The following is a 24,219-nucleotide window of genomic DNA, read 5'->3' on the forward strand; positions in this document are numbered from 1 at the left end:
CAAAAATGACAAAGGAGTACCTGGCCGAGTACTCCTTTGTCTCTGAATTAATATATGTGAGGGAGCAGGAACTGTGCTTAGATGATGATGAAAATAATTTTCATTCCGGTATAAGATTCGATCATGAATACAGCATGCATAAACCCCTTGTATTGACAGAGGAGTTTCCCAAAGTATATGATGAAGCGTAGGGTTTTTGTGGAGAGAAGAATTGATAATTTAGTGTGGATTAGGTATAGAACAAAGGCGTTCTAAGGACCCTAATAGGGATCTTAGTGCGCCCTTTTTGTACTATCAGGATGTTGTTTGTCGGTCGAATAGTTTACTTATTTTGAAAGGAGAGCTTAATATGGGGTTTACCAAAGAAGAGTGCCTTAAGTATGTGCAGGAAAATGATGTCCGCTTTATCCGTATGCAATTCACAGATATTTTTGGCCAGATGAAAAATATTGCCATAACCCACAACCAGCTTGCTCAGGCTTTGGACGAGGGAGTGCTGTTTGACGGCTCGGCGATCAAAGGATTTGCGGGAGTTGAGGCTTCGGATATGCTTCTTCTTCCTGATCCCAGTACATTTACCCTTATTCCCTGGCGTCCTCAGCAGGGGAAGGTAGCCAGGATCATCTGCGATGTTAAGAATCACGATGGCTCTCAATTCGAGGGGGATCCGCGCTATATTCTTAAGCGAACCCTGCAAAAAGCCCACGACTTAGGCTATGTATTTCAGGTAGGCCCAGAGTGTGAATTCTTTTTATTCCATACGGATGAGGAAGGACAGCCTACCACAATAACTCATGATGCTGCCGGCTATTGTGATCTGGCTCCTATCGATCAGGGAGAAAATACCCGGCGGGAAATTTGTTTGGTGCTGGAAGAGATGGGGTTTGAAATCGAGACATCCCACCATGAATCCGCAGCGGGGCAGCATGAAATCGACTTTAAATATACCGATGCCTTGACGGCGGCGGATCATATCATGACCTTCAAATATGTGGTGAAAATTGTCTCCCAAAGGAATGGTCTTCATGCCACCTTTATGCCTAAGCCTCTCCACGGCGTCAATGGTTCGGGGATGCACATCAATATGTCCTTAGCCAAAGAGGGGAGGAATGTATTTATTCACCCGGAAAATCCCGGAGAGCTCTCGGAAACAGCGAAGCAATTCATTGCCGGATTGCTGGAGCATATCAAGGGGATCACCGCCGTGGCCAATCCCTTGGTGAACTCTTATAAACGCTTGACCCCGGGTTATGAAGCACCGGTCCATATTGCCTGGTCACCGATGAACCGCAGTCCGCTGCTGCGGGTGCCGTCCCCCAGGGGAGCAGGAACCCGCCTTGAACTGCGCAGCCCGGACCCCAGCTGCAATCCCTACCTGACTTTGGCCCTGCTTCTGGAAGCCGGTCTGGATGGGCTCCAACGGGAAATGAAGGTGCCTGAGCCTGTTAATGAAAACATTTATAATCTCACTCCCGAACAGGAAAAGGCCCTGAGCCTGGAGCGCTTACCCTCTAATCTGCTGCTGGCTCTTGAAGAGATGGAAAAGGATCCTTTGATTCAAGCTACTTTAGGCAGGCATATCTTTACCAAGTATATCGCGGCCAAAGCCAGAGAGTGGAAAGCTTATGACGAGATGGTCCATCAATGGGAGATTGACAGCTATCTCAAAATCTATTGAACAGGGAGCCCTGCACAAAGGGGGGATAAGCAATGAGCGCAGGGAATGTCCTCATCGTCTGTGGAAAATCTGAAGTAGCGGGCAGTATGGAAAGCACACTTATCAAAGAAGGGTATCATCCGGTAAACTGCGCTCATTCAGCCAATGAGGCGCGGCGGCAGTTTTTTATCGTTCAGCCGGATTTAATCATCGTCAGTACCCCTCTTCCTGATGAACAAGGGATTGACTTTGTTTTTGATGCCTATGAGAAAACTTCGGCCGGAATTATTGTGATGGCACGGCCGGAGCAGGTGTCCCATATGCAGGATGCCCTGGAATCCACAGGAGCTATGATTCTGCCGAAACCACTCAATCGCCTTACTTTGATTCAAAGTGCCCGCTTTGCTTTGTCCGTAAGAAGCTCCCTGGATCAATTAAGAAGTGAGCGGGATAACCTCAAGAAGCGCATGGATGAGCGTAAGCTCATCGAACAAGCGAAATGGCTGCTGGTAGAAAAATTAAACATGAGTGAACCGGAGGCCTTCCGCTATATCCAGAAAAAAGCGATGGATTTGCGCCTTCCCCAACTCCAGATAGCTGAAGATATAATTAACGAGCATGCTTAAAAGGAGAAACCCGCGTCATCAACGATGGTTTCTCCTTTTATACCGTAATCTGGCAGCTTTGCTTCTATAGTGCTGTTTCTTACTGCTGAGCAGCAGTGGATTGGACAAATTCTTTAAGAGCCCGCTCAGCGATGGGGCGGGCAATCATGGTCCAGGGTCCATTGATACAGCCGCCCTCACAAGCCATGCATTCCAGAAAACCCTTGTCCCCGTTCTTGACATGGGTTTCCAAGGCTTTTAGGCTGTTCTGAATTCCTTCAGTTTGATAGGTGGGGGGAGAATCCTGGCCCAGATAGGCAGTGAGTGCTGCAGCTACTCCACCTGCTTTGGCGAACCCCCGGGCATAAGAGCTGGGTCCGGCCAGGGTTTGCTCGGATTCTTCGGCAGGATTGATCCCTGCATAGTCAAGCCAGACCATCAATTCTTCAAAAGTAAGCACAAAATCCACTTTCGTTTCAGGCCGTTTGCCTTCTTCTTTTTTGGCCACACAGGGTCCGATAAAGGCGATCTTTGCTTCAGGATCTTTTTCCTTAAGGATATGAGCCACCTGGGCCATCGGGGAAAGCGTACTGGAAATGTGGTGGAATAAATCAGGTTTTTCTTTGATAACGGCACTGACATAGGCCGGGCAGCAGGAACTGGTCATGAATTCTTCGCCATGGGCCAGGCGTTCATCATATTCCCGGGCTTCCAGTTCGATGGTCCGATCGGCTCCCAGAGCAGCTTCCAGAACATCCTGGAAACCCAGCTTGAGAAGGGCCGACTTCACCTGTCCTGGTGAAACTTTTCTTCCGAATTGTCCTACAAAGGCCGGTGCGATGACGGCATAGATCTTATGCTCGGGGTTACGGACTGCCTCAAAAAGATGGATAAGCTGGGAGGATTCGGCCACGGCTCCGAAAGGGCAGCTGATGATGCACTTGCCGCAGCTGGTACAGTGAGCTTCGGCAATACTGGCAATCCGATCCTCCCGGACCGAGATGGCTTTGGTCGGGCAGCTGTCTTCACAGGGCCGCCGATACTCGATGATGGCATGATAGGGGCAATTCCGGGCGCAAAGGCCGCATTCGACGCAGCGGGTCTGGTCAATAAAGGCTTTATTGTTAATAAAGAGAATTGCTTTTTTAGGACAGTTGGTGAAACAGAAATGACCAACACAATTCTGGCAGTGGTCGGTTACACTATAGCGATGCATTTCGCATCCGTTGCAGCCTTCCTTAAGAACACGCACTATCGGACCTTCATCCGGTTCAAGAACAGCTTTTAAACGCTCCTCGATAACAGCCCGCTCTTTATGAATACAGCAACGGTAACGGGGCGTTCCGTCGGGAATGATCTGACGAGCCAAGGTGGCGCGATCCTTGCGGTTCTGGTCATGACTGACCCAGTCCAGGGCAGATTTTAAGACTTGGCGGCGAATTTTCATAATTTCCGATTGGGCCATAGACGACTTCCTCCTCATCGGTTAAGTTATTTACTCGAAGTGTAGCAAGAGGGGGATAAGAATTCAATGAAGAGGTGAAATGTTTAACTTGGAAGTTTATTTCATCAATAGAATATTTTCAAAAAATGGTCAGGAGCAAGCAAGCCCGATTTCCCTCATAGCAAAAGGGTTTGGCCTAAATGCTCCCCCTCCCTTTAGGGAAAGTCGGATCATCTGGGCCAAACCCTTGACATTCTGGATAAAATTCCGGGACTGTTCAATAGGTTTTATACCTATTGCTGTTGGTTCTTTCTGGTTTCGAGAATTTCTTTAATAGCCAGATTGGAGGCATCAAAACGAACAGAAGCGTCCGTATCCAAGGGAACAATCTGCTTTGCTTCGATACATTTTTCGCAGGCCATCATGGTATATCCCGGTTCATAATTATCCGCAAGCTTACCCTCAGGATAATAAGGGATTTGGTGGACTTCCCAGGCCAGGCAGGTTTCCCCGCATACATCACAATCTAATTCGGTGCGCAGCATGTCGGTTCCTTGGCCCTTCATCATCAGACCAATAGTGTATTTTACCACAAGGTTATTTTTAAGATCGCCCAGACTTTTTGACATTAAGTACTCCTCCTCTGATCATCGTCACTGTTATTCATTATACAGCATTTATATCGGAGATTCATCCGCCCCCTGCTTCAAATCGGCTTTAAAGCAGGGGTTAGCTATATAAAATATAATTCTCATAGGGATAAGTTTTTCCTATTGTGATGTATTCACAGTGACGGGACTAGGCAAACCGGTTCAGTGTACTTTGTTCATACCGGACAGACTAGAGGCTGCTTGAGCGCTGACGCTTGATAAGCTGGTTACCCACCCAGGCGGCTATTCCGCCTTTGATCAAATCGCCGGCGATGAAGGGAAGAAAGCCCATGGAGATGACCAGAGCCATAGTGGTGGATTGATGGAGGATAAAATGCATGACCAGATAAAAATAGGCTAAGCCGATCAGATATAAGACGATAATGCCGCCCAGAACGGCCAGTAGAGCGGATAGCAGACTTTGCCGGTTATAGAGTTTCCCCACCGTATAAGCGGCGGCGATATCCCCCAGCAGGTAACCGAAGGAGGGCTTCAGCACATAGCCGATGCCGCCAAAAGGAGCGCTGGCAAAGACAGGTAAACCCAGTAAACCGAGAAATACATAAACGATGACGGCTAAGCTCCCGTATTTGGGTCCTAGAATAAGGCCGGTTAGAAAGACAAAGACAGGGAGAACACTAAATGGGACCAAGGCTGGGGAAGCCCAGCGCATGATCATACCGGCCAAACATAAAAGAGCAGCCATAGCCGCGGTCTTGGCTAAATGTTGGGCATTCATGGGGCACCATCCTTTCCAGAAAGATATGTAAACTTGATTGATGAATTTAAGTTTACAATATGATATGATAACTGACAAGAGATTTTTTGCGCAGATTGGATTCCCCTGCCTTAGGGCGGAGTCACTATCGATAAATATTGGATAGGGTTAGATAGATAGGGAGTATGAAACTATGATGAAATCACTGGAGGGGAAAGCCATCAGCTTGGGCATAATTCAGGGGATTGATTTTTCACTCCGCCAAGGGGAAGTTATTGCCTTAATGGGGCCCAATGGAGCAGGTAAGTCCACCTTGGCCCGGCTTCTGGCCGGCTTGAATGAACCTGCTTCAGGGAAGCTTAACTTGCTTGAGGGTGGGCAGGAAATTCCCTGGACAAGGGTCCGGCGCTGGCAGGAGATTGGCATCATCGGTCAACATCCGCGGCGGCAGACCATCGGAGCAACGGTTGGGGAAGAGTTGGGCTTTGGGCTTTTGAATCTGGGATATGAAGTGAAGAAGGTCCAGGATATGGTCAGAGAACTGGCTTACCGGATGGGTCTTGAAGGTAAACTCCATCAATCCCCCGCCACCCTTTCCGGGGGAGAGCGGCAGCGCCTGGTGCTGGGGGCCATCCTTGCTCTTAATCCGGCTTTTCTTTTGCTGGATGAGGCTTTAAGCATGTTGGATAGACGGGCTCAGGAGGCTTGCCTGGAACTTTTGGAGGAAAAAGGGAAGCACATGGGGCAGCTTTGGATTACACACGATCCGCTGTTAGCGGAAAAAGCAGACCGCCTCTGGGTCATGAAGGAAGGGAAGCTGTCGACTATGGGAAGGCCGCAAACGGCACTCCGGGATGAAAGGTTTTGCCAGGAGTATGGGATTCGTGCTCCTTATTCGCCAAGTTATTCTCCGGGCTATTCTTCTGTTCGGGAGAAGATGGGGGAGAAGTATCAGGCGGAAAGCCCCTTTCTCCATGGAGATGGAAGAAAAGATACTTTAGAGTGGCGGGAAGCAGAGTATGGTCAACGGCTGCAACTTACAGAAAAAATCAAAGAAGGATGTTTTTTGGCTGTCTTAGGTCCTTCCGGAGCAGGAAAATCCACTCTGCTGGAAAGTGCCGTCGGGCTCATTCATCCTTCCCGGGGGAAGTTTTTGGCCTTTGGTCAAGAAGTGACCCGCCAAACTAAACAGTGGCAGAAAGCCCGCCTCCTCCTGCAAGAGCCTGGAGAATATATCATTGGCGGTACGGTTTATGATGAAGTGTTTTATCTTCAGAATAAAAAGGAGAGGAAAGCCGGCGCTCAGCGCAACATAGAATATCTGCAAGTCTTCGGAATACCTCCGGAAAAAGCCTTAGCCTACCCGGAATATTTAAGCGGAGGGGAGCGGCAGCGGGTGGCCTTAGCTGCAGCATTGGAATCTTTACCGGAAATTCTCTTGCTGGATGAACCCTTGTTGGGCTTGGACCTGGCGGGTAGGAGCATGATGCTGGAACTTTTGCAGGAGTTGAAAGGCAGAATGACCATCCTGTACATCACCCATGACTGGTCGGAGGTTCGTGAACTGGCGGATGAAGTGTGGCTGGTGGAAAAAGGGCGGATTACCTTCAAGCAACGGAGCAAAGACGGCGCTATGGAAATCGATGATCAGCAGCTTAAGGAGGCAGGGGTCCATTGTTAGAAAGAGGACTGTATCACCCTGGTGAAAGCATATTGCATAAGCTCGATCCGCGACTGAAAATCGGGAGTCTTGTTATTCTGGGGTTGTTAATGACTACAGTGAACTGGGGAGGGTTGCTCTGCCTGACCGGGGGGCTTTTTATCATGCTTGGCTACAGCCCTTTGCCCATTAAGGCCTTTCAATCCGTCATCAAGGCGGGAGTTGTATTAGGGCTTTTCTATACTTTAATTATGGGCTGGCATTGGCAAGAGGGGTGGTTCTTTTGGAAAGGGTACTGGTCTATGGCGGGAGTGCTTCAGGGACTGATGATGAGCTGGCGGATCCTGCTGGTTTTCCTCTTGACCCGAATGTTTTCTGCCTTTACCTTGCCCTCAGAGCAAGGGATAGGAATCGCTTTCTTTCTGGCGCCTTTTTACCGTATAACTCCTAAGGCGGCTGATTTTGCCCTCTTAATCACGTTGACTTTGCGCTTTATCCCTTTGTTGCTGGAGGAGGCTGCTTTGCTTTATAAAGCCCGTCTGGCTAAGGGGAATTTGCCTGGGCAATGGATCGGAAAGATCAAGGATCTAGCGGCCCTTTTACTCCCCTTGCTGCGCATTGCTTTGCGCCGGGCCGAGGAATTGGCGGAAAATCTCGTGGCCCGGGGCTATGTTTCCGGTGGTTACCGGGTCCTGGGAACCAAGGAATGGGAGAGCAAGGATAGCTGGGGAGCCGTGGTCCTAATCCTATGGAGTATTGGGACTTTAGTTATTGAACTTGGGTTAAAAATATGGTAAGGGGTTAGAGTTCAAGTGCCCACTGGTAACCCCCGCTATTTTCCGTTATGATAGTATATGGGAGTTAAGTAGATTTTTTCCGAGAAGGAAGCGGATTAATTAAGGGCTGGTCAGCCCAATTGAGCAGTGAGGAGCAGAGAGAATGAAATTAATTCGGGCAGGGGTCTTTTCTAATGGCTGCTTTGATTTTAAGCGGTTGCGCCAGTCAAAACTACCCCGAAAATGTGGTTGCTGTTATCAATGGCGAAACGATTACACAAGAAGAGATCGATGAAGCGATTAATGAAGGGAAACTGCACATTGATTTAACTGAAGCTTTGCGGTTGCTTAATGGAGAAAACAGTATGTCGCAAAGAGATGCCATGCTCCAAGCCTTTGGAGTTGATGAGGGAAATATGACATCAGGTCAGAAAAGGTTCTTTGAGGGTATTGAACGATCCTCCGCTAAGATACCGACTGCGAATGATGCCCTGAACAGTCTGCTTGTGGAGGAAGTTCTTTATCAGGAAGCCGTCAAACAAGGGCATGAGGCATCCATCGATAGAGTTAAACAGATCCTGGAAGAAAGCAAAAGGATAAACTTGGAGGCCATGTCCCAGGACGAGGAGGCCCTAAGAGAATACAATGAGTATGTCGAAAAAACCGCCTCAATTTATCATCAGTATGGCTTTACTTCTGAAGAGGACTATTTAAGCAAACGCATGGATAGAACGGCCCAAGCTATGGCCATCAATACGATGAATTATGAGTTCGATAAAGTTATGGCCGATAAGCTTCCCGGCGTTGATTCTGCTCAGATAGAGCGGGGAAATGCCTGGGAAGATTATGGGGAATATCTTTTGAGCAAAGCTAAGGTTAAAATCCTTAAACCGGAGTATCAAATCCAGCATTACGGAGAATCATGGAGTCATGGCCGGCTGAATCTTAAAGCAAAACCATGATGGCCTTGTCAATCAGGGAGAGTGCACTATGTCTACAGATCAACAACCCGATGAAAATAACCTGCGTTATACCTATAAAGACTATCTGACCTGGGCCAAGACTCAGCCTGGTGAAATCTTCAACGGAGTACCCTATGGCAGAAGCCCGGCCCCTCCCAGCCACTATCTGGAGGTATTGGGTGAGCTGTATATGGCTTTTGCTCTTTATCTGAGGGAAAAACCGGGGAAAGTATTTCTTTTTCCCTTTGATGTTCGGCTGCCTGCAGATACGGATCAAAAAGATGAGGATATTGCCACCGTCGTCCAACCGGATCTTACAGTGGTCTGTGATCTATCGAAAGTGGATAAGGGAGGGTGCAAAGGGGCCCCAGATCTTATCATCGAGATATTGGCGGAAGACACCATGCATAGGGATTTGCATTTAAAGCTGCGCCTCTATGAAAAGGCGGGAGTTCCCGAATACTGGGTGGTTCATCCTGCAGATCAGACAGTCCTCGCCTTTCAACTGGAAGAAGGGGCCTATGCTGCTCCCCAATTTTATAGAGCTTCCGATCAAATTCCTGTGGGGCTGTTCCCGGATTTGCTGATTTCTCTTGCTGAGATCTTCCGCGGATAGCGTGGACACAGGTAGATAATATCATTACAGGCCGGCGGTCTGATGACGGAAGCAATGTATTATATCCATACCTGATTGAACTAAACTTCTTTCAGTGAAAAAGGACTGTCTGGTCAGGACAGTCCTTTTGGGCTAAAGATGCTTTGTTTCATTGACGACAACGCAGTCACAAAAAACTAGATGAGCAATCCGAACAGCTCGGGATTATCGTTAATGCGCGTATATTGGAAGCCCTTCTTATCCATTCTTTCAATCAAGGGCTGGTAATCTTCTTTACGGGAGAGCTCGATACCAATCAGTGTCGGGCCTTTTTCTTTGTTGTTGGATTTGGTGTACTCGAAACGGGCAATATCGTCGTTGGGACCTAAGACTTCCCCTACAAATTCCTTCAAGGCGCCGGGGCGCTGAGGGAAGTTGACGATGAAATAATGTTTAAGGCCCTGATCGAATAAGGAACGTTCCTTGATTTCAGGGGTTCTTTCAATATCGTTATTGCCGCCGCTGATGATGCAGACGACATTTTTGCCTTTGATCTTATCCTTATAGGTTTCCAGAGCCGCGATGGAAAGTGCGCCCGCCGGTTCAACCACGATAGCACTGTCATTATACATTTCCAAGATGGTGGTGCAGACCTTTCCTTCAGTGACCGCGATGACATCGTCGAGAACCTCCCGGCAGATGGCAAAGGTGAGATCTCCGACTCGTTTTACTGCGGTACCATCCACGAATCCGTCGATGTGGGGCAAGGTGACTATTTCACCTTGACTGAAAGCTTCCTTCATGGAAGCGGCACCGGTGGCTTCCACGCCGATGACCTGGGTTTGGGGGCTTAAGCTTTTCATGGCAATCCCCACACCGGACATGAGGCCGCCACCGCCGATACCACCCAGAATATAGTCAACGGGAGCTTCCATATCATTAAGAATCTCCATGGCAATGGTTCCCTGACCGGCGATGACTAAAGGATCATCAAAAGGATGGACAAAGGTCTTATTGGCTTCCTCACAATGAGCTTTCGCTCTATTGAAGGCATCGTCAAAGGTATCGCCGATCTGTATCACTTCCACAAAGTCTCCGCCAAACCGCTTGATGGAAGAGATTTTTTGCTTTGGTGTCGTCGAGGGTACATAGATGCTTCCTTTAATACCCAGGGCTTTGCAGGAATAAGCAACACCCTGGGCATGATTACCTGCACTGGCACAAACGACACCACTGCTGAGCCGTTCTGAGGGAATACTATGAACCATATTATAAGCTCCGCGCAGCTTAAAGGAACGAACCACCTGGAGATCTTCCCGTTTTAAGAAAATATTGCATTGGTATTTCTCCGAAAGAAGGTCATGACGGTGCAAAGGTGTCTTATTGATAACCCCTTTTAAGGTTTGACCGGCTCTGAGAATATCCTCTAGGACGACTTTTCCCATATTAAAAATTTACCCCTTTCCACATTCCCGCAGTATCATCGCACACCACCGATAAATTATAGAATAAAGCTATTATCATTCAGAGGATATCTTCGGGTGATATCTGGAGATGATAGTATCTTATGAGAGAAATGGTTTACATAAGATGTTATATAATAGATTATTTTATTAATATTACTCTTGCTTTTGCCCTGAGTCAACCTTATCCTGACTTAAAATCAGGTCCAAACTACAAAGCATAGCGGAAATATGCTACAATTTATTTAGGATAGTATCGGACTTGTCATTGGGAATTCTGGACTGTGCGTTTCAGCATGAAGTCCTAATGGTAAAAATAGTAAAATGTTTTAAAACAAGTGATTCAAAACGACTAAAGAGGAGGGTTTGGTATGCCTTGGTTATATCGAATTGTATGGTCCCTGGCGATCATTTTTTTCATTCTGGCTGTTGTCGTTTTTTCTATCTGGGCCGTGCTTATTGGTGCTGTAGTCTACGCCCTTTATCGTGTTTATCTCTATTTTGCACAGAAGAAAGGCATAGGTTATGGCAAGGCCGGGCAAAGTCAGCGTGTGCATTTTAAAGTTTACACCAATTATAAAGGTCCGGGGCAACCCGGAGACCAGCATTCTCCGCGGGGTTTCACCAATGGAGAGGTTATTGATATGCCGGTTGAGGAAGTTACGGATTCGCGGAACTCTTTCCCGAAAGAATAGTTGCTTAAGATAAAAGTTAGGCCAAGGTTTTCAGCTAATTTTCAGTCAGCCCTCAGACCCATTTCAACGGGGCAGCAGATAATGAGAAGAGAACGATTTCGCCTTTAAAGGGGAGATACTCCATGCAAAAATTGAAAGGAATCAAAATCCTGATTATTGATGATGAACCGAACATTCTGGAGTTCCTGGAAATGGGGCTGCTGAACGAGGGCTTTGAGGTGCAGACGGCGGCTGATGGGATGACAGGAGTTACCTTGGCTAAACAGCTCCATCCCCACCTTGTGATTCTGGATATTATGATGCCGGGAATGGATGGCTTTGAAGTCTGCCGGATGCTGAAGAAGAGTGAGAATGTGTCCATTATTATGCTGACCGCTAAGGATGAAGTGGAGGACCGGGTCAAGGGTTTAACCATCGGCGCTGACGATTATATGGCTAAGCCTTTTAGCTTTGAGGAACTTCTTGCCCGCATTCACGCCCGTATCCGCAATCAATTCCCCACCCTTTTAGGAGAAGTGGTGATGGGCCCCTTTCGTTTGGATGATCGCCGCAAGGAAATCCAGTTTCAGGATAAGGTTCTGGAGCTTTCCCCTACAGAGTATGAGTTGCTCAAATTTTTAATTCTTAATCAGGGGCTGGTTTTGAGCAAGACGATGATTTTAGATAAAGTGTGGGGATATGATTTTGCTGGTGATGATAATATCGTGGAGGTCTACATTCGCTCCTTGAGAGAAAAACTGGGGGATAAGGAGCACCGGCTGATTCGTACACTGCGGGGCTCCGGGTATCGGATGGACCTGATATGAAGAAGGGAGCCTCTATACACAAGATCGTAACCCCCAACTCCTTGAGGTTTCAGCTGCTCTCCCGTTCTTTATTTTTTTTGGCTATTATCTTATTGCTGATCGGGATCTTTCAGTATGTTTTCTTGAAGGACTTCATTCTCGGCAGCACTGCGGCAAGCATTCGATCCCAAATTGCGTCGGTTCCCCGGGACAGTTGGACGCAGATGCTGCTCTATGCGGAGATTAATGCCAAATTCAATCTGGATAAAGATATAGTGGAGCTGGTACCCGGTAAAACCCAGGAAGGGCCTCCCAATCGTATTCCCATCAACCTAATGGATTCTACGATTGCTTTTGTGGATTTGAATGGGAACGTGACCAGCCTGGCCAATACCATGAATCGGTCAGGGGCCCCGCCGCTCCTCAGTGCCGACCAGTATCAGCAAGCCTTAGATCCATCGGAGTCGCCGAGGTTTTGGGTAGTGAACTCAGAGTCGGGGACGGAATTGCTGGTGGTTCTGCACCCCTTGGAACTGCGCGGCTATCTGGTTGGTTTTATTCAGGTTAGCCTTAGCACCCAATTTGTTCAGGATGTTTTGTTCCGGCAGTTGTCTATATTTATGCTCCTTTCTGTGCTTGCCCTTGTGGGCGGACTGGTGGCTTACCAAGCGGTCATCAAAAAGACTCTGGTTCCTTTGTCCAATATCGTTCATACTATGGAGAATATGGATGCGGGGAACCTTAACGAACGCCTTCCTGTGGAACAAGGTCAAAAAGAAATCGATACTTTGGCCGTATCCCTCAATGGGATGCTGGAGCGGCTGGAGTCCTCTTTTACAGCGGAAAAGGAGGCTAAAGAACAGATGCGGCGCTTTGTAGCCGATGCCTCTCATGAACTGCGGACCCCCCTTACTTCTATCCATGGCTTCTTAGAGGTTCTGCTGCGGGGAGCTATGAATCAACCGGATAAGCTGCAGAAATCCTTAACCAGTATGTATGCGGAATCGGAGCGAATGAAGAAGCTTATTCAGGATCTATTGCTCCTGGCTAAGCTGGACCGTTCTCCCTATCTTGAAAAATCGGAAAAGGATATTGGGGTACTGATACTGGAGATGGAGCCCCAACTGCGTATGCTGGCTGAAGAACGGGAGATTCAATTGGATTTGGCCCCTGAGGAATTGGTCCCTATCGATGTGGATAAAATGAAACAGGTCATTCTCAACCTTTTCCATAATGCGGTCCAGCATACGGACCCGGATAAGGGGTTGATTCAAATCAGCTTGAAATCTGAGGCTTCCGGGGTGGAATTGACGGTCCAGGATAACGGACCGGGAATTCCCGAGGAGCATTTACCTCATCTTTTTGAAAGGTTCTACCGCAGCGATTCTTCCCGGACCCGGAAATATGGGGGAGCTGGACTGGGCTTAGCTATTACTCACTCCCTGGTAGAGCTTCATGGGGGAACACTTCGCGTCGAAAGTAAAGTGGGTGAAGGAAGTCGGTTTATTGTCGGGCTGCCTAAAATATAAAATTACTTCAGGTAGAGTTTGGGTTTTATCTGAAGTTTAGCTGGCTTGTCCTTACAGAAGGTGAAAAGGAATAGCCCTGTTAAATTACGCGAAAAGTGTCGTGACTATGTCACGGCATTTTTTTGCGTATCACAGAACTTAAGGGGCATAACTGCGTTCTTATGGTCAGGATAAAAGTAATCAAAGTACTAAGTAATTTTTTGGCGATAGGAGTCACATATGGAGGACAAGAGTAATATTATAAAATGAGATAGAAAATGAGTGATTAATATAAATTTTTCAACTTGAAGAGCTTAATGAGTAAAATTGCTGAATAAAAGAAGGAGATGTTAAGATGGCAGAGTTAACCACTGGTTTGATAGATAATTTTCCGGTTGATGGAGCGCGGCCCTCGGTATCGGTAGCCCTTAGAATTACCAATGATGGTGATTCTACGGAGACGGTTACCATAACCGGCTACTATCTCAATGGGACTATCAAAGAAGTATATGTTTTAGAACTAGTTACTGTTAATCCAAATGAGGTAATAATCCGGGAGTATTATGCTAATTTGGATGCTTTTGAATTTGTATTCTCGACAAGTTCTGAAACGGTAGTTATATCGGTATGGGGTAAGGACGCTGAAGGGAATTTAGTAGATGCCCATCGGGTGCTCCCTGCTGAGTTGGATTCACTGGAACCGATTATAGTGCCGACGGGGCCCACAGGAGAGACCGGAGCCACAGGAGCAACCGGGGCAACAGGGCCCACAGGAGCAACCGGAACAACGGGAGCTACAGGAGAGGCCGGAGCAACGGGAGCCACAGGGGAGACCGGGGCAACGGGAGCCACAGGGGAGACCGGGGCCACAGGGGCCACAGGAGAGACCGGGGCCACAGGGGCCACAGGAGAGACCGGAGCAACGGGGGCTACAGGAGAGACTGGTGCAACGGGAGCTACAGGAGAGACTGGTGCAACGGGAGCTACAGGAGAGACTGGTGCAACAGGGCCCGCAGGAGAGACCGGGGCCACAGGGGCTACAGGAGAGACTGGTGCAACGGGGGCCACAGGAGAAATCGGAGCGACAGGGGCTACAGGAGAGACTGGAGCGACAGGGGCTACAGGAGAGACTGGAGCGACAGGGGCTACAGGAGAGACTGGGGCGACAGGGGCCACAGGAGAAACTGGAGCGACAGGGGCTACAGGAGAGACCGGAGCAACGGGAGCCACAGGAGAGACCGGGGAGACTGGTCCGACTGGTCCTACCGGAGAAGTCGTTTTGGCTTTTGGATCTTTAAGAGGAAGTAGTGCAGAGGCACCTGGGGCAACATTCACACCCGTACCGTTTAGTATAGTTGGACCTTTATCAGATACTATCACAGTTAGTCTATCGGGCAATGAATTAGTGGTAGGGGAAAGCGGAATTTATCAAATAACAATATCTATTAACGCTCAAGCCACTACTGATCCAGATCCTGATGACCCATATCTGGAGGCTATTATCACTGTCAATGGTTCGCCAATTTTTGGCGATACAACCACTTTCTTTAAAATATTTAATAGAAGTAGTTCAACGTTTGTAGTTCAAGCATCTTTAACAGCAGGAGATGAAGTAGGAGTGAGTGCTAGTACGGATTTCCCTATTTTAGGTTATATAAATCGCTCCTTAACTGTTGTTCAATTAAGTAATTAAATGAGTCCGGGTTCAACGCAAGCATAAGCGCTCTGCTCCTAAACGAAGAGGCCTGAGTTCCCGCCCCCTTTCACTGAGATGCGTTTTGCCTGATTTTCTTAGTACGAGAACATTCCCTTGCGGATATGTTCTCGTTTTATTTTCATGAGGCATTTTTGCGATAAGAGTCACCTATGGAGGACAAGAGTAATAGTATAGAGTGAAATGAAAATGGGGGGATTGATATAATTTTTCAACTTCAAGAACGCAATGAGTGAAATGCAAAAAAGAAGGAGATGTCAAGATGGCAGAGTTAACCACCGGTTTGATAGATAATTTTCCGGTTAATGGGGCACGCCCCTCAGTATCGGTAGCCCTTAGAATTACCAACGATGGTGATTCCACGGAGACGGTTAGAATAACCGGCTACTATCCCAATGGGTCTTTCAAAGAAGTATATGTTTTAGAAATAGTTAATGTTAATCCAAATGAGGTGATAACTCGAGAGTATTTCGCTGATCTGGATGCTTTTGAATTTGTATTCTCGACAAGTTCTGAAACGGTAGCTATATCGGTATGGGGTAAAGACGCTGAAGGGAACTTAGTGGATGCCCATCGGGTGCTCCCTGCTGAATTGGATTCACTGGAACCAATAATAGGACCCACAGGGGAGACCGGAGCCACGGGAGCTACAGGAGAGACCGGGGCAACGGGGCCCACAGGAGAGACCGGCGCAACAGGGGCCACAGGGGAAACTGGTGCAACAGGAGCTACAGGAGAGACCGGCGCAACAGGGGCCACAGGGGAAACTGGTGCAACAGGAGCCACAGGAGAGACCGGCGCAACAGGGGCTACAGGGGAAACTGGTGCAACAGGAGCCACAGGGGAGACCGGCGCAACAGGGGCCACAGGGGAAACTGGTGCAACAGGAGCCACAGGAGAGACCGGCGCAACAGGGGCTACAGGAGAGACCGGCCCGACCGGACCTACAGGTTCCACAGGACCAACCGGTGGAGCTGGATCATTATCTGGGCTCCAGGTTCAGTTGCAGGGAAGCAGTGGAGGTACGGTCGCCAATAATGCCAATGTCCTGTTTGACACTACAATCAACGCTCCTTCCGCAAACATCACTTATAATGCCGGAACTGGAACCTTTTTTATCAATCAGCCGGGAAATTACTATATTTCCTGGTGGGTTAACACAGATGGGGCCGAAGCAGAGCCTACGGTGTCTTTTGGCATCCGGGTTATTAGCGGCGGTTCGCAGACCATTTTATCGTCTTCCCCTTCGCCGATGGTGACATTACAGTTAAATGGAAATGCTTTGCTTACGGTGACAACGACTCCGCTGGTCTTTAACCTGTTTAATAACAGCGGCGCGACGGTCTCCTATGGCACGTCGGCTGTCCAGGCAGACTTGACTATTGTTGAAGTAGCATCACTGTAATGTGATTGCTTGGTTAAAATGCTCACAGAGTGCCGTGACTCATGTCACGGCACTGTTTCTATTGATAAGGTACCATAACCTTACCAGCTAAGGGGGAATGGAAATGAATAACGATTTACTCAAGAACCAGCATCATACGATTCGTCAGCTTATTCAGGAAATAGAGGAAGAGGTTCATTCAGGGAATCTTGGTCAAAAAGCTTTTGACCTTTCTCTGAAAATCAGCAAACTGTCCGGTATTCTTGTTCTGCATTTAAAATCAGAGGATGAATACCTTTATCCTGCTCTAAAAAAATCAAAGGATGAGGCACTGAGCAAAACAGCAGAGCAGCTTTGTCGGGAAATGGGCTCCTTATCCACTGAGTTTCTGAAATATAAGAGTACCTATATGTCTGCCGCCAAGATTAAAGCCGATATTCCACAATTCATTGGAGAGTCAAACAAGATCTTTTCCGCATTAAAAAATCGTCTGAACACCGAAGATAAAAGACTTTATCAGCATATCTAAAAGATAGGTCAAGTTTTGGTGCCCAATAGGGTGTTGTTGCCATTCCTTTTTTTGTGATATACTTTTGTAAAATGTGCTTATTATCATGAAGTCAGGATTAGGCATAGACCGGAAGTGGGATGTTGATATGATGAATAACAGTAGAGCCAGAACCGAGAACCATGAGCAAGTTTTTGTCAGCGTCAATCAGAAAAAGCTGGATGTTTTCAGCGCTCTGATTGCCTTCTTCTTGGTGTGGAAGGCCTATTGGTGGGTGTTTCATTTAATTTCTCCACAAGACACCATAATCGATATCCTTGCTCTTTTTGGTGTGATCATTCTTGTTATTCCCTGCTCTGTAATACTTCAATTAAAGATACGAAGCTTTATGAAAAAATAAGAGTCTGAATATTAATCTAAAATTGCCTGGATCTTCGCTCAGCAAAGATTCCAGGCAATTTTTTTAACTGATTATTTAACTGATTAGATCAAAGAAACTGATCTGATCGCTTTCCGGTATGCCTTTTAAGCAATCAAATTTACTCAGCAATTCCATGGTAGAATTCCCGATTTTGCCCCGTTTCTTGACATCCTCCAGGGAGTTGAAAGGTTTTTCCTGAGCGGCGTTGTAGAGTCCTTCAGCAGCGATGGTTCCCATGCCGGAGATGCTGTTAAGAGGGGGTCTTAAAGCATTACCCTCCACCTGGAATTTTGTAGCATGGGATGCGTAGATATCTATGGGCAGGAAGGAGAAGCCCCTCTCATACATCTCCAAAACGATTTCCAAATCATCGTACATATCCTTATCCTTGGGTGCCGCTTGATTGCCCAGGGCCTCAATCTCTTTCATTTTTGCCTTGACCTTTTCTTTGCCGAAGATCATAAATTCGGCGTCAAAAGCTTTGGCACGAATGGTGAAATAGGCTGCGTAATAGGCCAAGGGAATATGCACCTTAAACCAAGCGATACGGAAGGCCATCATCACATAGGCTGCGGCATGGGCTTTAGGGAACATGTACTTGATCTTGCGGCAGGAGTCAATGTACCATTCGGGAACATCGTGCTCTCTCATTAAGGTTTCGTACTCCGGCCATTTAGGCTCTTTAAGGGCTTTACCTTTACGCACTATTTCCATAATTTTAAAGGCTGTGTTGGGAGGGAGGCCCTTGCGAATGAGATAGGTCATAATCTCGTCACGGGTACAGACCGCCTCGCTCAGGGTCACCGTTCCCGCATCGATCAAGTCCTTGGCATTCCCCAGCCACACATCGGTTCCGTGGGAGAGACCGGAGATGCAGATTAAGTCTTCGAAGGCCTTAGGCAGAGTATCCAGGAGCATGCCCCGGACGAAGCGGGTACCGAATTCAGGAATGCCGAAGGTCCCCACCTTGGAGTTGATCTGTTCGGGGGTTACACCCAAGGCTTCTGTGGAGGAGAAGAGAGACATGGTCTTCTTATCGTCCATGGGAATGGTTTTCGGATCGACTCCGGTAATATCCTGAAGCATGCGGATCACCGTGGGATCATCGTGGCCCAGAATATCCAGCTTTAAAAGATTCTGGTCAATGGAGTGGTAGTCAAAATGGGTGGTGATGATATCTGAATTGGGGTCGTCGGCAGGATGCTGTACAGGGCAGAACTCAAAGATTTCCCGGCCTTTGGGCACCACGATGATGCCCCCCGGATGCTGTCCCGAGGTTCGTTTAATGCCTGTGCAGCCTTTGGAGATGCGGATGATTTCCGCTTTATTGGCAGTCCGGTTCTTTTCCTCAAAATACTTCCTTACATAGCCAAAGGCCGTCTTATCAGCGATGGTGCCGATGGTTCCCGCTTTGAAGGTGGTGCCTTTACCGAAGATAACCTCGGTGTATTTGTGGGCTTTAGCCTGGTACTCTCCTGAGAAGTTTAAGTCGATATCCGGCTCTTTATCCCCGTTGAAGCCCAGGAAGGTTTCAAAGGGAATATCGATGCCGTCCTTATCCAGCTGGGTTCCGCAGACGGGGCATTCTCTATCCGGCAAATCAAAGCCGATCTTAGGACCATGATCGGAGAAATCCGAGTATTTGCAGCTGGGGCAGCGGTAGTGAGGGGGCAGGGCATTGACCTCGGTGATGCCTGTCATATAGGCGGCGACAGATGACCCCACAGAACCCCGGGACCCAACCAGATAGCCGTCTTCGTTGGATTTCCAGACCAGTTTTTGGGCGATGATATACATCACGGAGAAGCCGTTTTTGATGATGGAATCCAGCTCCCTGTCCAGCCTTTGCTGAACGATGTCCGGCAAAGGGTTCCCATAGAGCTCGTGAGCCTTGCCAAAGGCAATCTCCTTAATGGTCTCCTCACAGCCCTCAATATGGGGAGTAGCTTTTTCCGAGGAAATAGGGCTGATGGGCTCACAGAGATCGGCGATCAGATTGGTGTTGGTGACCACCACTTCATAGGCTTTGTCTTCTCCCAAATAGGAAAATTCCTCCAGCATCTCTTCTGTGGTTTTCAGATAGAGGGGAGGCTGCTGATCCGCATCCTTGAAGCCCTGGCCTGCTTCCAGGATCCGCCGGTAGATTTCATCTTCGGGATCCAGAAAATGCACATCCCCTGTGGCTACGACAGGTTTGTTGAGTTTCTCGCCCAAGGCGACAATCTTGCGATTGATCTCCATGAGATAGTCTTTACCCGGCACCTGCTCGGTTCTAATCAGGTAATCATTATTCCCCAGAGGCTGGATCTCCAGATAATCGTATTCTTCGGCGATGGACTCGATTTCCTCCTCCGAGCGGCCCAGCAGGATGGCTTGATAAAGCTCCCCTTCACTGCAGGCACTGCCGAGAATTAAGCCTTCTGAGTACTTTTTATAGAGACTCTTCAAGATACGGGGTTTTTTATAAAAATAGTCAAGATGAGAATAGGAGACCAGCTTATATAAGTTTTTGAGCCCGGTATAATCCTTAGCTAAAATAATAGCATGATAGGTCTTAAGCTTTTTATATTCATCTTTCCTGGCCGCCTCATCCGCCGCCTTCAGGTCAATGTCCTCAAGGGTCTCTACCCCCCGCTCTTTAAGCATGTCTACCATGATATTGAACACCTTAACGGTGGTGCCCACATCATCGAGGGCCCGGTGAGCGACCTCGACTTTAATGCCTAGATTCTTGGCAATTCTCCCTAGTTTATAGGTTTTGTAATCCGGGAAAAGTTCCTTGGCTAAGGACAGGGTATCCAAATAGGTATAGTCAAAATCATAGCCTAAGACTTTCGCGTTGTGCTTCAGGAAGCCCATATCAAAATCAGCATTATGAGCAACCAAAACGCTTCCTTCGATAAAATTCAGGATTTTAGGAAAAACCTGGTCGATGGTCTCAGCGTCCCTGACCATGTCATCGGTGATGTTGGTTACCTCCACGACCCGGGCGGGGATGGGTTTCTCCGGATTGACAAAACAGCCGAATTGATCGATGATCTTGCCCCCTTGGATCTTCATGATCCCGATTTCCGTGATCTTTTCGGTGGCGGCTGAGAAGCCGGTGGTTTCCAGGTCCAGTACACAATAGGTAGTATCAATACTCTGGCCTTTAGGATGGGTTACGGAGGGTTTCTTATCCGGTGCCAAATAAGCTTCCACGCCATAGATGACCTTCATATTGGGATTATCTCTGCCCAGGAGTTTATGAGCTTCCGGGAAAGACTGAACCACACCATGATCGGTAATGGCAATGGCTTTCATCCCCCAGTTCATGGCCCGTTTGATGAGATCCGTGGCACCGCTCATGGCATCCATCTGGCTCATTTGGGTATGCAGGTGCAGCTCCACCCGTTTGGCCTTGGCCAGATCCTGTCGTATATATTTTTTTACACCTTCTGTTTCCACGATGGTGTGGGCGATGACCTCTATTTCCCCGGAGAACTTGCTGAAGCCGGCATTTCCGGAAAGCTTAACTCCTTTAGCCTTCTGCAGTCTGGATACGACCTCACTGTCTTCACCGGGTTTGAGGAAGGACTTACAGGTGATGGAGCTTGAGCCGTCATAGAGATCAAAGGACACTAAAGTTTTGCCGCTTTTTAATTCTTTGGCTTCGATATTGGACAGTTCCCCTTGAAGAGCAATCTTGCCTTCATCGGGGGTAATGTCGGTAACTTTGATGACCTTATCTTTAATGGCGGCATTACGGCCCAAAATAAGCTGGGGATCGCTTTTTTTGCCATCATCAGCTTTGCTCTCCGCCGGCACAGGTGCAGCCTCTTTAGGGCGTTCGGCAGGGGTTGGACTAGGGGGGACCGCCAGCCTCTCTTTTTGAATCAGCTGAAGTTCTTTTTCCTGGGTAGCCTCTTGCAGCCGGACTAAATCTTCAGGGTTGACTTTATCGGCGAAATGAACGGTATAATGGGCACCATAGAGGTTTTTAATCGCCTCTTGAATGATCTTGTCATAGCCCTTGCCTTTGAGTAAGTAAGAAACAGCAATCTTAAAGGTAAGCTGTATGGATTGATCCGTGATGTCGAAGTCGCAATTATTGAGGGCAGATTTCAAAAGAGGATGTTTGCGGGCCAGCAAGCTGATGATTTTCTTGAGCTCCTCTTCGATGGGCTTTTTGGGAGTACCCTCAGAGTACTCGACGATAATCTCAGAATCCTCTAAAGTCAATTGTTCTCTTATAAATTGATTCAGAGATTCAAGGTCGCTGACCTCTATATAGTTATCCGAGCTGATCTTCATTTCCAGGGTCTTGCTCTTCTCTTTCAGCACCACGGCTTTGACGATAGCTGTGTTTAAGCTGACCCCAGCTTCAAAATTCCTGAAAATCTCCTGAACTCTTTTCATACTATCTCTAAACTCTCCATCTACTTGTTCTGAATTGTTGTTCTCTAAAATAAACAGAGAAGCCTATCTGTTGTGGATGTTTAACTACAAATAGGCTTGGCTCATATTATGTTTATTTTACCATGAGAGTGAATAGGAAAGAAGACGGAAAGAAGAAGTAATTTTTCTTGACAAAAGTTGAGAAGCTGTTATAGAATACATTAAATAGTTTTTAAATACGCCGAAGAGGACTAGTACGTTTTATCTAAGCGCTTAGAGAGCTGTTGGTTGGTGTAAAACAGCGGCAAAGATGGAACCGAACTCGCCTCGGAGTAGCTCGCTGAAATGATCAAGAGTAGGTGGAGCCGGATCCTAACCGTTACAGTAGGGGGATATAAGGTCGGCAATCTCTTTGCAGATAGTGGACCCGTATCTGTGAGAGCATGCTTTGGGCATGAATGAGAGTGGTACCGCGTAAGATGTTAAAATCTTTCGTCTCTATAGGTTATAGAGATGGAAGGTTTTTTTTATTGTGAGGGAGGATGATGAACAATGAAGAATGTGGACAATTATCGCCGAGGGTATTTCATGCCCCCTGTCAAAAGCTTAAAGTGGGCGGAGAAGGAGTATATTACTACGCCACCCACCTGGTGCAGCGTTGATCTGCGGGACGGCAACCAGGCCTTGGTGGTGCCGATGAGCCTGGAAGAAAAACTGGAATATTATCACATGCTCTTGAAGATTGGCTTTAAGGAGATTGAGGTGGGTTTCCCGGCCGCCTCGGAAACAGAGTATGCTTTCCTGCGCACCCTTATTGAGCAGAATTTGATTCCTGAAGATGTGACCATTCAGGTCTTGACCCAATCCCGTGACCATATTATCGAAAAGACCTTCAAAGCTTTGGTGGGAGTCAAAAAGGCAGTCGTCCATCTCTATAATTCCACCTCTGTAGCCCAGCGGGAGCAGGTCTTTAAAATGAGCCGGGAGGAGATTGTGGAGATCGCCGTCAGTGGTGCCCGGCTGCTGAAAAAGTATGCCGCAGAGACGGAAGGGAATTTCCAATTTGAATATTCGCCGGAGAGCTTTACCGGTACAGAGATGGAGTTTGCCCTGGAAATCTGCAATCAGGTCCTGGATGTGTTTGAACCTACCCCGGAAAACAAAGTGATTATTAACCTGCCGGCCACCGTTTCCCTGTCCATGCCCCACGTCTATGCCAGTCAGATTGAATATATGAGCGAGCATCTCAAATATCGGGACAATGTGATCTTATCCCTCCATCCCCATAATGATCGGGGTACTGCCGTAGCTGATGCGGAGCTGGGCTTGCTGGCCGGTGGTCAACGCATCGAGGGGACCTTGTTTGGCAATGGGGAACGCACCGGCAATGTGGATATCGTCACCTTAGCCCTTAACCTGTTTTCCCATGGTGTGGACCCCGGCCTCAACTTCGCAAGCATGTTGGAAATCACGGCCAAGTATGAAGCGTTGACCCGGATGAAAGTCCATGACCGCCAGCCTTATGGGGGCAAGCTGGTTTTTGCAGCCTTCTCAGGTTCCCATCAGGATGCCATCACCAAGGGCATAAAATGGCGGGAAGAGCATGAGTGCCACTATTGGAATGTGCCCTATCTGCTTATCGATCCCCAGGACATCGGCCGGGAGTATGAGGGAGATGTGATCCGCATTAATAGCCAGTCGGGTAAGGGGGGCATCGCCTATATGCTGGAACAGCATTATGCTCTTGATTTGCCGGCTAAGATGCGGGAAGCCTTCGGCTATAAGGTGAAAAATGTCTCCGATAACCTGCACAAAGAACTCATGCCTGAAGAAATCAAGGATATTTTCTTCAAGGAATATGTCAATATTGAGAACCCCATTAAATTCCTCAACTTCCACTTCCTCAACCATGATGATTTTCAGACTACGGTTACTCTTGAGTTCAAGGGTGAGATTCAGGAGTTATCCGGGGAAGGGGACGGTCGTTTGGATGCCATCAGCAATGCTCTCCAGGCTCGCTTGGGGTTATCCTACTCTAACCTGATCTATAAAGAGCATGCTTTGGAATTAGGCTCCAAGTCACAAGCCGTTTCCTATGTGGGAGTCACCGGTCCGGATGGGGTGATTCATTGGGGATGCGGAATTCACACCGATATCTTTACTTCTTCGGTTAAAGCGTTGATCAGTGCTATTAACACCATGATCAAGGATTCAGCTGCGGTTTAATGATCGGTGTTGCATTTCCTAGGAATCGCTGCCTTTTTATGCTAGAATGATCAGAACGACGCTATGCTGAG

General features: G+C 47.8%; 19 protein-coding genes and 1 other annotated feature. Of the genes, 14 read left to right on the plus strand and 5 right to left on the minus strand.

Annotated features, from left to right (window positions below; all coding sequences use genetic code 11):
• Window positions 1–349 precede the first annotated feature (349 nt).
• Complete coding sequence (gene glnA, locus DHAF_RS04985; RefSeq protein WP_005807771.1) at window positions 350–1,678, plus strand: type I glutamate--ammonia ligase; 1,329 nt, start codon at window positions 350–352, stop codon at window positions 1,676–1,678.
• Between the two features lie 32 nt (window positions 1,679–1,710).
• Complete coding sequence (locus DHAF_RS04990) at window positions 1,711–2,283, plus strand: ANTAR domain-containing response regulator (RefSeq protein ID WP_005807769.1); 573 nt, start codon at window positions 1,711–1,713, stop codon at window positions 2,281–2,283.
• Window positions 2,284–2,362: 79 nt separating this feature from the next.
• Here DHAF_RS04990 and DHAF_RS04995 read toward each other — a convergent pair whose 3' ends face one another.
• From DHAF_RS04995 to DHAF_RS05005, 3 genes are all read right to left on the minus strand, one after another.
• Window positions 2,363–3,727, minus strand: a complete 1,365-nt coding sequence (locus tag DHAF_RS04995) for a monomeric [FeFe] hydrogenase (protein WP_015943139.1) — start codon at window positions 3,725–3,727, stop codon at window positions 2,363–2,365.
• A 272-nt stretch (window positions 3,728–3,999) separates the two neighbouring features.
• Window positions 4,000–4,335, minus strand: coding sequence for a hypothetical protein (locus DHAF_RS05000; RefSeq protein WP_005807761.1), 336 nt, complete (start codon window positions 4,333–4,335; stop codon window positions 4,000–4,002).
• Between the two features lie 211 nt (window positions 4,336–4,546).
• Window positions 4,547–5,095 carry a biotin transporter BioY gene (locus DHAF_RS05005; RefSeq protein ID WP_005807757.1) on the minus strand — a complete coding sequence of 183 codons (549 nt, stop codon included), beginning with the start codon at window positions 5,093–5,095 and terminating at the stop codon, window positions 4,547–4,549.
• 172 nt (window positions 5,096–5,267) lie between these two features.
• Here DHAF_RS05005 and DHAF_RS05010 point away from each other — a divergent pair, with 172 nt between their 5' ends.
• The 4 genes from DHAF_RS05010 to DHAF_RS05025 all read left to right on the plus strand — a co-directional run bounded on the left by DHAF_RS05010 (window position 5,268) and on the right by DHAF_RS05025 (window position 9,088).
• On the plus strand, window positions 5,268–6,755 hold the full coding sequence (locus DHAF_RS05010; RefSeq protein WP_015943140.1) for an ABC transporter ATP-binding protein: 1,488 nt from the start codon (window positions 5,268–5,270) through the stop codon (window positions 6,753–6,755).
• Complete coding sequence (locus tag DHAF_RS05015; RefSeq protein WP_005807755.1) at window positions 6,749–7,531, plus strand: energy-coupling factor transporter transmembrane component T family protein; 783 nt, start codon at window positions 6,749–6,751, stop codon at window positions 7,529–7,531. Before DHAF_RS05010 ends, DHAF_RS05015 begins: the two co-directional genes overlap by 7 nt.
• Before the next feature lie 173 nt (window positions 7,532–7,704).
• Entirely contained in the window at window positions 7,705–8,472 is a 768-nt protein-coding gene (locus tag DHAF_RS05020; protein WP_015943141.1) for a SurA N-terminal domain-containing protein, read from the plus strand.
• 28 nt (window positions 8,473–8,500) lie between these two features.
• Window positions 8,501–9,088: a Uma2 family endonuclease gene (locus DHAF_RS05025; RefSeq protein WP_005807752.1), complete on the plus strand. Its 588-nt coding sequence runs from the start codon at window positions 8,501–8,503 to the stop codon at window positions 9,086–9,088.
• 176 nt (window positions 9,089–9,264) lie between these two features.
• Here the strand turns inward: DHAF_RS05025 and ilvA are convergent, their stop codons facing one another.
• Window positions 9,265–10,512: a threonine ammonia-lyase IlvA gene (gene ilvA / locus DHAF_RS05030; protein WP_005807750.1), complete on the minus strand. Its 1,248-nt coding sequence runs from the start codon at window positions 10,510–10,512 to the stop codon at window positions 9,265–9,267.
• Window positions 10,513–10,901: 389 nt separating this feature from the next.
• Here ilvA and DHAF_RS05035 point away from each other — a divergent pair, with 389 nt between their 5' ends.
• The 7 genes from DHAF_RS05035 (at window position 10,902) to DHAF_RS05065 (ending at window position 17,524) form a co-directional block, all read left to right on the plus strand.
• Window positions 10,902–11,225 carry a hypothetical protein gene (locus tag DHAF_RS05035; RefSeq protein WP_005807746.1) on the plus strand — a complete coding sequence of 108 codons (324 nt, stop codon included), beginning with the start codon at window positions 10,902–10,904 and terminating at the stop codon, window positions 11,223–11,225.
• Between the two features lie 122 nt (window positions 11,226–11,347).
• Window positions 11,348–12,031 carry a response regulator transcription factor gene (locus DHAF_RS05040; protein WP_005807742.1) on the plus strand — a complete coding sequence of 228 codons (684 nt, stop codon included), beginning with the start codon at window positions 11,348–11,350 and terminating at the stop codon, window positions 12,029–12,031.
• Window positions 12,028–13,539 carry a sensor histidine kinase gene (locus DHAF_RS05045; RefSeq protein ID WP_005807737.1) on the plus strand — a complete coding sequence of 504 codons (1,512 nt, stop codon included), beginning with the start codon at window positions 12,028–12,030 and terminating at the stop codon, window positions 13,537–13,539. The genes DHAF_RS05040 and DHAF_RS05045 overlap by 4 nt, the downstream gene beginning before the upstream one ends.
• 334 nt (window positions 13,540–13,873) lie before the next feature.
• Entirely contained in the window at window positions 13,874–15,211 is a 1,338-nt protein-coding gene (locus tag DHAF_RS05050; RefSeq protein WP_015943142.1) for a collagen-like protein, read from the plus strand.
• 283 nt (window positions 15,212–15,494) lie between these two features.
• On the plus strand, window positions 15,495–16,637 hold the full coding sequence (locus tag DHAF_RS05055) for a collagen-like protein (protein ID WP_015943143.1): 1,143 nt from the start codon (window positions 15,495–15,497) through the stop codon (window positions 16,635–16,637).
• Between the two features lie 97 nt (window positions 16,638–16,734).
• Window positions 16,735–17,145 (plus strand): hemerythrin domain-containing protein, encoded by a 411-nt coding sequence (locus tag DHAF_RS05060; RefSeq protein ID WP_005813446.1) that lies wholly within the window; start codon window positions 16,735–16,737, stop codon window positions 17,143–17,145.
• Between the two features lie 127 nt (window positions 17,146–17,272).
• Window positions 17,273–17,524: a hypothetical protein gene (locus tag DHAF_RS05065; protein ID WP_015943145.1), complete on the plus strand. Its 252-nt coding sequence runs from the start codon at window positions 17,273–17,275 to the stop codon at window positions 17,522–17,524.
• A 75-nt stretch (window positions 17,525–17,599) separates the two neighbouring features.
• Here DHAF_RS05065 and polC read toward each other — a convergent pair whose 3' ends face one another.
• Window positions 17,600–21,943 (minus strand): DNA polymerase III subunit alpha, encoded by a 4,344-nt coding sequence (polC, locus tag DHAF_RS05070; protein WP_005813449.1) that lies wholly within the window; start codon window positions 21,941–21,943, stop codon window positions 17,600–17,602.
• A 211-nt stretch (window positions 21,944–22,154) separates the two neighbouring features.
• Window positions 22,155–22,425, plus strand: a binding site (T-box leader).
• A 49-nt stretch (window positions 22,426–22,474) separates the two neighbouring features.
• Here polC and DHAF_RS05075 point away from each other — a divergent pair.
• Window positions 22,475–24,148, plus strand: coding sequence for a 2-isopropylmalate synthase (locus tag DHAF_RS05075; RefSeq protein WP_011461751.1), 1,674 nt, complete (start codon window positions 22,475–22,477; stop codon window positions 24,146–24,148).
• The last annotated feature ends 71 nt before the right edge of the window (window positions 24,149–24,219 follow it).

The sequence above is a fragment of the Desulfitobacterium hafniense DCB-2 genome (assembly GCF_000021925.1).
Classification (GTDB): Bacteria; Bacillota; Desulfitobacteriia; order Desulfitobacteriales; family Desulfitobacteriaceae; genus Desulfitobacterium; species Desulfitobacterium hafniense.